This window comes from Candidatus Symbiopectobacterium sp. NZEC135 (genome assembly GCF_025962695.1).
Window position 1 is genome coordinate 22,276 of sequence record NZ_JAGFPF010000046.1, and the last position, 10,642, is coordinate 32,917.

The 10,642-nt window shown below is 44.9% G+C and carries 10 protein-coding genes; 3 read left to right on the forward strand and 7 right to left on the reverse strand.

The annotated features are described in order from the left end of the window. The first annotated feature begins 10 nt into the window (after positions 1 to 10). Positions 11 to 874, forward strand: a complete 864-nt coding sequence (locus J5224_RS18225) for a YicC/YloC family endoribonuclease (protein WP_264626702.1) — start codon at positions 11 to 13, stop codon at positions 872 to 874. A 979-nt stretch (positions 875 to 1,853) separates the two neighbouring features. On the opposite strand, the gene J5224_RS18230 is transcribed toward J5224_RS18225, so the two are convergent. The 3 genes from J5224_RS18230 to J5224_RS18240 all read right to left on the reverse strand — a co-directional run bounded on the left by J5224_RS18230 (position 1,854) and on the right by J5224_RS18240 (position 3,517). Further along, positions 1,854 to 2,486 (reverse strand): helix-turn-helix domain-containing protein, encoded by a 633-nt coding sequence (locus J5224_RS18230; RefSeq protein ID WP_264626703.1) that lies wholly within the window; start codon positions 2,484 to 2,486, stop codon positions 1,854 to 1,856. Positions 2,487 to 2,556: 70 nt separating this feature from the next. Then, positions 2,557 to 2,934 carry a hypothetical protein gene (locus tag J5224_RS18235; RefSeq protein WP_264626704.1) on the reverse strand — a complete coding sequence of 126 codons (378 nt, stop codon included), beginning with the start codon at positions 2,932 to 2,934 and terminating at the stop codon, positions 2,557 to 2,559. 13 nt (positions 2,935 to 2,947) lie between these two features. Continuing rightward, positions 2,948 to 3,517 (reverse strand): helix-turn-helix transcriptional regulator, encoded by a 570-nt coding sequence (locus J5224_RS18240; RefSeq protein ID WP_264626705.1) that lies wholly within the window; start codon positions 3,515 to 3,517, stop codon positions 2,948 to 2,950. A gap of 1,287 nt (positions 3,518 to 4,804) precedes the next feature. On the opposite strand from J5224_RS18240, the gene J5224_RS18245 reads away from it, so the two are divergent. Beyond that, positions 4,805 to 5,968, forward strand: a complete 1,164-nt coding sequence (locus J5224_RS18245) for a phosphoadenosine phosphosulfate reductase family protein (RefSeq protein WP_264626706.1) — start codon at positions 4,805 to 4,807, stop codon at positions 5,966 to 5,968. A gap of 44 nt (positions 5,969 to 6,012) precedes the next feature. Here J5224_RS18245 and J5224_RS18250 read toward each other — a convergent pair whose 3' ends face one another. The 3 genes from J5224_RS18250 to argG all read right to left on the reverse strand — a co-directional run bounded on the left by J5224_RS18250 (position 6,013) and on the right by argG (position 8,639). Then, on the reverse strand, positions 6,013 to 6,354 hold the full coding sequence (locus J5224_RS18250; RefSeq protein WP_264626707.1) for a GlpM family protein: 342 nt from the start codon (positions 6,352 to 6,354) through the stop codon (positions 6,013 to 6,015). A 148-nt stretch (positions 6,355 to 6,502) separates the two neighbouring features. Beyond that, complete coding sequence (gene cueP, locus J5224_RS18255; RefSeq protein ID WP_264626708.1) at positions 6,503 to 7,042, reverse strand: copper-binding periplasmic metallochaperone CueP; 540 nt, start codon at positions 7,040 to 7,042, stop codon at positions 6,503 to 6,505. Positions 7,043 to 7,283: 241 nt separating this feature from the next. After that, positions 7,284 to 8,639 carry an argininosuccinate synthase gene (gene argG / locus J5224_RS18260; RefSeq protein ID WP_264626709.1) on the reverse strand — a complete coding sequence of 452 codons (1,356 nt, stop codon included), beginning with the start codon at positions 8,637 to 8,639 and terminating at the stop codon, positions 7,284 to 7,286. Positions 8,640 to 9,126: 487 nt separating this feature from the next. Between argG and J5224_RS18265 the strand changes: the two genes are divergently transcribed. Then, a complete protein-coding gene (locus tag J5224_RS18265) occupies positions 9,127 to 9,702 on the forward strand; it encodes a DJ-1/PfpI family protein (RefSeq protein WP_264626710.1) in 576 nt (191 codons plus the stop codon). A gap of 40 nt (positions 9,703 to 9,742) precedes the next feature. On the opposite strand, the gene J5224_RS18270 is transcribed toward J5224_RS18265, so the two are convergent. Next, on the reverse strand, positions 9,743 to 10,642 hold a 900-nt coding region (locus tag J5224_RS18270; protein WP_264626711.1), incomplete at its 5' end, for a substrate-binding domain-containing protein.

The following is a 10,642-nucleotide window of genomic DNA, read 5'->3' on the forward strand; positions in this document are numbered from 1 at the left end:
GTAAATACCGATGATCCGCAGTATGACCGCCTACGCCCGCCGTGACATCAAGGGCGGCTGGGGTAACGCAGCCTGGGAGCTTCGCTCCGTTAACCAGCGTTATCTTGAAACATACATCCGTTTACCGGAACAGTTCCGTAGTCTGGAGCCGGTGATTCGTGAGCGTATTCGCGCCCGTCTGACGCGCGGGAAAATCGAATGCAACCTGCGTTTTGAACTCGACCCGAGTGCGCAAGGCAGCCTGATCCTGAACGAAAAGTTGGCAAAACAGCTGGTTGAAGCCGCCAACTGGGTAAAAATGCAGAGTGATGAAGGGGAAATTAATCCCGTTGATATCCTGCGTTGGCCAGGCGTGATGTCCGCGCAAGAGCAAGACCTGGATACGATCAGCAAGGAGTTGATGGCCGCACTGGAAAAAGCGCTGGATGATTTTATCACCGCGCGTGAAACCGAAGGTGCTGCACTCAAACAACTTATCGAACAACGCCTTGCGGGTGTAAGTGCCGAAGTGGTGAAAGTGCGTGCGCACATGCCAACCATCCTGCAATGGCAGCGCGAACGCCTGCTCAACAAGCTGGAAGAAGCGCAGGTACAGTTAGAAAACAACCGACTGGAACAGGAATTGGTGCTGTTAGCACAACGCGTTGACGTTGCCGAAGAGCTGGACCGGCTCGAAGCGCACGTTAAAGAGACCTACAACATCCTGAAAAAGCCGGAAGCCGTTGGCCGCCGTCTCGACTTCATGATGCAAGAATTCAACCGCGAATCTAACACCCTGGCCTCCAAATCCATCAACGCCGACGTCACTGCCAGCGCCATTGAGCTGAAGGTACTGATTGAGCAGATGCGCGAGCAGATCCAAAACATAGAGTAACATTTCACGCGATCTTATCACCTCTCATCGCCTAAAAAGCCATTGTAAAAAATGGCTTTTTTGTTTCATATAGTCTCATGGCTTATCAAAGAGACATTATTCGCATCGAGTTGCACACGAGCAGTGCCAAAGCGGCTTAGCCAAGCCTGAAACCTACTGCCTGTCTGCTCAATAGCAATACGATGCAGTTCGGTAATAGCGGTATCGCGCCTTGGATCGTCCGCAAGAAAAGGATCAACCCGGAGGGCTAATTGGGCAATCTTATGCGAACGCTCATTATCTGGAATCAGCAGGGAAGACTCCGTACGATGACAAGTTGTGCTGCTTGATACCAAAAGCAACGCTGGAATAGTCAGTTTTTCACCAGGTTGAAGATTATCAAAGTCATATAAGAAAGTCCGAGGTTCATTTAATTTTCACAATACCTTCATACTGACATGCAGATTTTTTGCCACGGATTGCGGTAACTCACCTATTTTCAACGTATATGACGTAGTAGGTAGGGAAGCAAGGTGCTCGGAATCAGTAAAAATTTGATGAATGGATTGTGCATATGAAAAGAAGAATGGGCCGCTCAGTATGAATACACACAAGAAAATACACTGGGAGCAAATAGCGTTTACTCTCAAACATCTGCAATAAATGGCAAAATAAATCACGCATAAGTATGCAATTCACCTGTAATTTTTAAAATAATGAATACAGGAAATGACAGGTAAATTAAAAATAGAGGATAATTATCACGCCAGGAAACTATTCTTACAACCCTGTCTTACCATTGTAGCGTTTAGATTATTATTCAATAAGAGAATAGGACAAAGCCAGTGATGATATTTTCAAAAAATGACTCGACCACTTTATAAGATCAAAAACAAACAAATAAAAAGACAGAGAACGCAAGTCATTGATTAAAATTAATTATTTTGTAGATACAACGTGAGTGTTTGATTACAATCAAAATATCCCCTTATCTTTTCGTTCAAAACTTTTCTGGCAAACCAGAAACTGAAATAAGCTTTCCTTCTTTTGTTTCAATATACCCCCCTTTTTTCAACTCAGACAGAATTCTCATGACATGACTACGGGACAACCCTGTTAATTTGATAATTATCGATGCTATGCCAAATTGCATTCTAAAATCCAGAGGTTTATCAATATAATGCAACAATATGCTTCTTATCACTTGATAACTATCAGATTTTCCGGATATCAAGTCCCGCCGGTATAATTCGTTCAGGTTAGCGAGCATAACGTATATTAGACACTCCTCCAAGTGGTTCTCTTTTATTATTTCCTGTAGTTTATTAACATCACCTTGATAAATAACTGTTTCATGCCCCCCAGTGAAATAAACGGGGAAATAGGCTTCATACAAAAAATTAACACCAAAGAAAACGGGTGCGTGTAGATGTCCAAGAAGAATATCTTCATTTTTTCTATACACAGAAATAAACCCAGATGATACATAGAAAAATGACATTAAATCTTGTTTACCCTTGGTACTTTTCACCCTCACCATATGAGGCAACAAATATTTTTTCAACATATTTATTTTACTGCTCAACTTTTCTTCAAATAATGCGCAGCGTTTGTCTTCATAATGATATAACATGCTGGATTCTTACCTTATTTTAAAAACCGATCTTCACTTTTAAAAAATGAATACAATAAAAGTGATAACATCATACTTTATTGGCATTGATACCGACATTAAGTAATTCCAATACCTTTACAAAAATGGCAGGATCAATGTTTTTTTCTATTACCAAATGCGGACTTAGTCTATTGATATAAAAATTGCTTTTATTTTTACTCTCAATTAAAAAAACAATTTTTGTTTTTTCTGAAACAGAACGCACAGAGGCTAAAAAATCCTCAGATATAACCCAGATTCTCTGCAAAGGATCAATGATAAGAATATCAATGCTTTGTCGTTTCAAAAGCTCGATGACATCTTGTTGTGTTACTGCAATATAAATTGGCTCAAAAGTATTGAGCAGCGCCTTGGCACCAAGAACAAAGAAAGAATCCAAATCATAGAAAACAATATTACTTGGCATAGTGAAGCTCTGATTAAGGTATAATACAATCTCTAAGTTTTCTCACGCCTAATTTTGCGAAGAATCGGCGCTTGTAGGTCATAATTGTTTTTTCTTTAATTTTCAATTGCTTTGATATGTCTCTGACACTTATACCGCCAGTCATCATAGACAAGATGGTATTTTCTCTTGGGCTAAGCACTTTCTGTATAGTCACCTTTTTATCAGGTACCACTTTCGAATCAATGAGCCGGTAACCCGCAAAAAACAGATCAACAATGTTTTCATAGAGATGGAATGGGTTTCTCTTATCGACAACAGACAGATCTTTACTAATACTAAGATCTACACTACCCTCGGTGAATAGCAGGACTCTCACACCCAACGAATAGCATTTGATCTTGAAGAGTTCTCTTTTCCTATCACAATCCAATATATCATCCGTCACGATGATAAGAGATGGAGCATCACTAACAAGTTGAGTAAAAAATTGACGATAGTTTTTTACATGTACGTATTGAACGTTTTTTTTCAGCAAGATGTCAGACACTGTTTTACAGAAAAATGAGTCTTGACCAAAGAGCAAGACGTTATTTATTACCATAAACCCTCCGCTACGAATTCATCGCGAGATTTAACTTTCTCACTTGCCGTACAGGCGTAACGTTGTTTATCTTAAAGTTGTCTCATCCAAAAAAAGGCAACCAGACCGATATCATGAAAAGACGCGAATGAACATCTACAGGTTCGGATCGCATCCAGCTATAGCAGAAAGAATTTGATTATTGTTTTTCTTTACACAAGAGCATCAATCCACAGGGTGACCTAAAACAAGTGTAGCTCAAGTATCAAAATAGTGAAGTGTGACACTTTCACTGATGGTTATTATAAACATACTCCTAAAGTGCACCGCGTTTACGTGACGCCATCCCTTTAAACAAACGTTGAATCACATATCGCCCTGTTAAAAAAGCCTGATTTACGGCACCTCATCTCATGACGTTGTGGTAAACCACTTTCATACCCATCCGTACATAACCTTCGATACATACCTATTACTTCATTTACATTTAATACATCACTTGCTTTCACAAAAACGTCATTAACGCCCACGGATGCCCAACCTGGACTCTTGCAGGACAGCTTTCACCTTGCCACCTTTGACACTAGGGTATTGGGGCGTTTTCCTGATACTCAAGAAGCAAGAAACATCCTTGCCAGCATGAAAGTACCAACAAAATATGATGCCATACCGCAGAAGAATGAAATATGAGTTCAGGTAATTCTTGATTTAAATACCTGCTCATACCCACCCAAAAATTCGAGAATGGACCTTATATCCTGAAAGATATAAACCAAAGTCAAACAATACCTATCTTTTACCTTCAATAAAATCAAAACCAAATGGAGTTTACCTGTCTAGTTCTAATGGGTCACTGTCTCATTTAAGACACAAAAACAAATAAAACATCTAACACTTGACGGCTAAAACACTCATGAAAAACACAAAAAATAGACCAAACACTCGATTAACAATCACAGCAATGATTAAAATATAAATAAACCATTAATGTTCACGACACTCATGACTATCCACCCATAAAAATTTTCAATATGATGAGCGAAAAATGACAAAAAATGACAAAAAAAAGCTTATATTAACCACTAATAAAATACTCACCCTGAGAGAAAACTCGTTTATTAGAATATAACTATAGCTTATATATCATTTAGTTAGCTTAAAACACAAGGGGTATATCTCTTAGCTAACGTATCATTATTCACAAACGTGATAGCTAGGTTCATTCCTCGTATCAACCATAAAAAAAATAAACCGTTATAGGTCGCGATTAGTCGGCAACACAGAAAACCTTACCGCCAGGGCAATAAGATGAAAGAGCCACATTCCATATCCAACGTTTTTGACGCGGCGTTATTACGTCTTGATATTGTGTTCAGTGATTATGAAAAAGTGTGCATCTCCTTATCCGGAGGAAAAAGCTCAACGGTACTATTACACCTCGTTGCAACTGTTGCTAAAGCTCATGGTAAGAAGATCACCGTATTGTTTATTGATCAGGAAGCTCAACATACGCAAACTATTTCGCATATACAACGCTTGAAACAGCTATATCACGAGGTAATTGAAAATTTTTATTGGATTGCGCTGCCGCTCACAACTGAAAATAACTCAACCTATGATTCACGCGCCTGGATATCTTGGGAAGATGACGTTGAATGGTGGAGAATTCCCCCGGCAGACGCTATTACGGATCAACATCTTTTTCCGTTTTACCATTATGCGATGACAGAGAGCAATTTTACCTCTGGATTCCTGCATTGGCTTTCCTCTGGAAAAACGCTTGCCTTCGTCATGGGAACACTGTCCAGTGAGTATGCCGCTAACGATAGTCAACTGACACAAAAAAGCTATGGCGTAGATAACAACGAGCACTTCTCTATATCAGAGACCAACAGCCAGATTACTATGTTCTATCCTCTGTTTGATTGGCAATCGCAAGACGTATGGTTATTTAACAGCCTGTCAAAAGCGCCTTACAACCCCTTGTATGATCTCATGTATCGCTCAGGCGCACCACGCAGCAACATGAAAATACAAGAACCTTTCGAACAACAAACCACAGAAATTTTTCGGTGTAAGGCAGACTATCCGCAACAAGCCACGTTTAGTCGTACTAGCCCGGGTGATAACGCCCGCAAACCCAGCGAAGGGACATGGCAAAGCCATGCTACATTTCTCTTGAACTCAATGCCGCAAAAAATGGCAGATCAATTCCGCGCCAACATTGCTCAGTACCTCAGTTGGCACCGTTCACGCGGCTTTCTGACGAGCATACCCGATGAAGAGGCATGCGCTACCGAGGAACACGATATCGTGTCGTGGGAAAAGATATGCACCATGATCCTGAGTAACGATTATCGCAGCCTGGCACTGACAGCCTCCCCCTCAGCTTCAGAGGACGCGCTGTTTTGCTGTAGCAGAAAGAAATCACGCAGAAGGCGCAGTAGTGGCAATGAAGCCATCTTTCTGTAATATCCGCGCTCATCTTTCAGGAACCCACTCGCTGCGGAGATACCCTACTGGTTATAAACATGCGCCCAGACTTTGATCAATACAAACGCAGAAGCGCTCCAGCAGGCCACTGCGGATAGCAATGCCAACGGCAGCTTCATCGAAGCGGTAAAATAGTAGAGCGATATCAGGTAAATCAGATAGGGAATGATCGACCAGATGCCAAACAGAATGGTGGCTCGCAGCGCTTCTGTACCGCGCTCTGTTCCCACAATGTAGTGGGCAATCAAGGCAAAGGTCGGAAATAGCGGAATCAACCCCGCAATATAGTAGTGTCTGGTCTTAGCCAAAATACCAATCAGCACAACAATGACAGCGCCAAGAATGGCTTTGATTAACAGAGACATTGCAGATTTACCGTGCGGTGACAAGACCATCAGGTGTAACAGAAAAGGAAGAAAAAATACAGGAGCAACCGCTGTGTCACCAAAGCGGATACGGCATGGTGATAGCCACCCCAGCATACGCGCTGAGGTGGAATCATCGGCGGTGTGTTTAGACGCTCTTCAGTCGTAGCGTGGTCATACAAGTTTGGCTGTCATCATAAGTAGCGAAAGGCGCCTGAGCGACACGTCCTTGGTAGGTTACCTCAATGGTTCCCTCGGTATTGCGCGGCAACCAGACGCCTACAAAACCATTCTGATAGCTCGTCACGTTTTTATGTACAATAACAGCGCCTTGCTTGTCAGTAATTTTGACGTTGAATGCCGTGTTGACCAGTTCTCCCTGACAGCCCGACAAGCTGTGATTAAAGCAAGGGTGTGTTTGCTGCACATAGGGAGCAAACGACAAATAAAACTTGTCGCCCAAAGGATAAACATACTTCTGCTCCCCTTGGGTCAGCATCAATTGGGTCGCATTGATCGATGCAGAATAGGGTAGAGGCCGCGATTGTGCCGATTGGTCAATGGTGTTGACCATTTGTTCAACCGTTTTACCCGCCAGCCCCTGCTGTGCCAAAAATGATGTGGCATCAGCCTGTACTGCACCACTCAAGGACAACGTCAGCAATATCGCCATGTTACGCGTATTCATCGTAAGACTCCGTCAGTGGATATAATTAATACCGATGCTAAACCATACCCCCGCTTAAAGACCAGACTATTAGTCTGCTTATGTGCGTTACTATTGACGCAAACACTGAATAAAGGGCCCAGACTCATCAATCACCGTCTGCGCTGACGGTCGGCAAAGGCACTCTAGCGAGATTGCACCTTGATAACGAAAAAGGGCACCCTAAGGTACCCTTTTGCAGAGGAATGCAAACAGCAGCGCGTTATTTACTGCTCTTATCCTGCAACTGCTCAAGACTTTCCATCTGTGGCAAGCCCGTCGTCGCCGAAGAGGACAGCAACCCGGTTTCGATGTAGTTGAACAGTTTTTCACGGGTATCAATGATATCCAGGTTACGCATCGTCAGCTGACCAATACGGTCATCCGGTGAGAACACGGAATCGCCTTTCTCCATCGTCAGACGTTCCGGCTTGTAGGTCAGGTTATCCGACACCGTATTCAGAATGGAATAGTCATTGCCGCGGCGCAGTTCCAGCGTCACTTCACCGGTAACAGCGCTGGCCACCCAGCGTTGCAGCCCATCACGCAGCATCAGTGCTTGCGGATCGAACCAACGCCCCTGATACAGCAGACGGCCCAACTGACGACCATGCGCATGGTATTGCTCAATGGTATCTTCGTTATGAATGCCAGTAACCAAACGTTCGTAGGCAATGTGCAGCAGCGCCATGCCGGGGGCTTCATAAATGCCACGGCTTTTCGCTTCGATAATACGGTTTTCAATCTGGTCGCTCATGCCTAAACCGTGACGACCGCCAATGCGGTTGGCTTCCAGCATCAGTTCAACATCATCGGCAAAGGTTTTGCCGTTCAGCGCCACCGGATAGCCGCGCTCAAAACGTACCGTGATCTCTTCTGCCGCAATCTTGACGTTCTCATCCCAGAACTTGACGCCCATGATCGGATTCACAATCTTCACGCTGGAGTTCAGGAATTCCAAATCTTTCGCTTCGTGCGTTGCACCCAGCATGTTGGAGTCGGTTGAATAGGCTTTTTCTGCGGACATTTTGTAGTTAAAACCGGACTGCACCATAAACTCGGACATCTCCTGACGGCCGCCCAGTTCATCGATAAAATCCGTATCCAGCCACGGCTTATAGATTTTCAGTTCAGCATTGGTCAGCAGACCATAACGATAGAAACGCTCGATATCATTACCTTTATAAGTACTACCGTCACCCCAGATATTCACACCATCTTCTTTCATGGCTGCGACCAGCATGGTGCCGGTTACCGCACGGCCCAGCGGGGTGGTATTAAAATAGGTCAGGCCACCCGTGGTGTTATGGAAAGCACCACACTGAATCGCGGCAATGCCTTCCGCAACCAGTTGCTTGCGGCAGTCAATAAGACGGGCATTTTCTGCGCCGTACTCCATTGCGCGACGAGGGATCTCTTCATAGTCATCCTCATCCGGTTGTCCCAGGTTTGCGGTGTAAGCATAAGGAACCGCCCCTTTTTTACGCATCCACAGCAATGCTGCACTGGTATCCAGGCCTCCAGAGAACGCAATGCCAATACGTTGACCTGCCGGAAGGTGCTTGAGAATCGTCGTCATAAAATAAATCCCTGCTCGATAGACTTATGGAGAGAAGCTTAACAGCCACACCACGATATGTTACGCCATGCATTGATGAGAAAAAATCAGAACGTTATGTGCGTGGCGGCACGCGCATGTACCGATACTGTTCGCCATCCAACAAATGCATATTTATGCAAAATAAATGAGTTATAATTTAAACATCTTTTTGCCGCGACAGGAAGAGCCGAGTGATGATTTCTGCAAAAAACCGTCAATGTCGCTAAGCCGCCTTTGAATGTAACGGTATCAATGGATTTCTACCACAAAGAATAGGCAATGAAGAACAGCTCAGAGAGGAAACAAACTCAGCAGGCGATTATACCGCCATTTCACTGCCAATCCAGCGGCTAAAATCGATTTACGCGACGGGAAACCAAATAATAAAACAATGTTTCATTTGAAGGATAAATCTTTGTTATTCTCGGCGGACTATGGTTTCCCTTGCCTATTTGCTGGAGATGTTATGTCTAAGAAAGTCGCCGTCCTGCTGGCACCAGGCTTTGAAGAAGCAGAGGCGGTTATGGTGATAGATATCCTGCACCGTATGAAAATCGGCGTGAAAATGCTGTCCTGCCAAGACATGCTGGAGCTGCGCAGCTACCACAATATCCGCATGTTTGCTGATGCACTGCTGGAAAGAAGCATGGATGAATTGTTCGATGCCGTGGTGATCCCAGGCGGCTTGCAAGGTACGCTGAGTCTGGCAGCAAATCCGCTGGTCACCGAATTTATTCGCCGTCATGACGACGCCGGAAAGCTGATCTGCCCGATCTGTTCTGCGGCAGCGCGCGTGCTGGGTGGCAACAAACTGCTAAAAGGCCGGCGCTATGTCTGCTCCGGCGATCTCTGGAAGGATGTCACGGACGGCGTCTATGTCGATCAGAACGTAGTAGAAGATGGCAACCTGATCAGCGGCAAAGGATTGGGTGTTGCCTTCGACTTCGCGGGCACTATTGCCTGCCGTTTAACCCGCGATGTTGAAGACACCAACTTCCAGATCGAGCATATCTATTACGATCACTGGCGCGTACCGGCCTAAAAAACCGCTAGCCCGGCTATCATGAATGAGGCCGGGCATTTCACCGATTCACATCTTCTCCGAAGCGATCGCGATACTCTTTCGGCGTCAAATCATACTCTTTCCTGAACACTGCATAGAAATAGGGCAGCGACGGGTAACCACACATTACCGAAATCTCGTTGATCGACAGAGAGGTCGACACCAGCAGATTGCGCGCACGCTCCAGTTTTTCTGCGTGAATGACACCGTGGATGGTCTGCCCCATTTCATCTTTAAAGCGCTTTTCCAGATTGGAACGCGACATGCCAACGGCATCCAGCACCTGCTCGACTTTGATACCCTTGCAGGCATAGCAGCGAATATAGTGCATGGCCTGAATTACCGCCGGATCGTGCACCGAACGGTAATCGGTAGAACTGCGCCCCACCACCCGCACAGGCGGAACCAATATACGCTGAAGGGGCAGCGCAACCGGATGGTGTAACAGCTGATGCAGCAATTTAGCGGCGCGATATCCCATCTGTCGCGTACCTTGCGCAACAGAAGAGAGCGCCACCCGAGACAAATAACGGGTCAGCTCTTCATTATCGATACCGATGACACAGAGTTTTTCCGGTACCGCGATGTTCAAATATTCGCACACCTGCAACAAATGGCGGGCACGAGCATCCGTAACGGCAATAATGCCGGTTTGTGGCGGCAAGGCTTGCACCCAGTCTGCCAGGCGATTTTGTGCGTATTGCCAGTTGTCCGGTGCTGTTTCCATCCCCTGATACACCACGCCCTGATATTGCTCGGACGCGACCAACTGACGAAAAGCGTACTCCCGTTCCTGTGCCCACCCTTTACCACCAGAAGGCGGCAAGCCATAAAAGGCAAAACGATTAAGCCCTTTCTCTTTCAGATGCATAAACGCACATTGCACCAATGCATGATTATCGGTCGCGATGTAATGCAC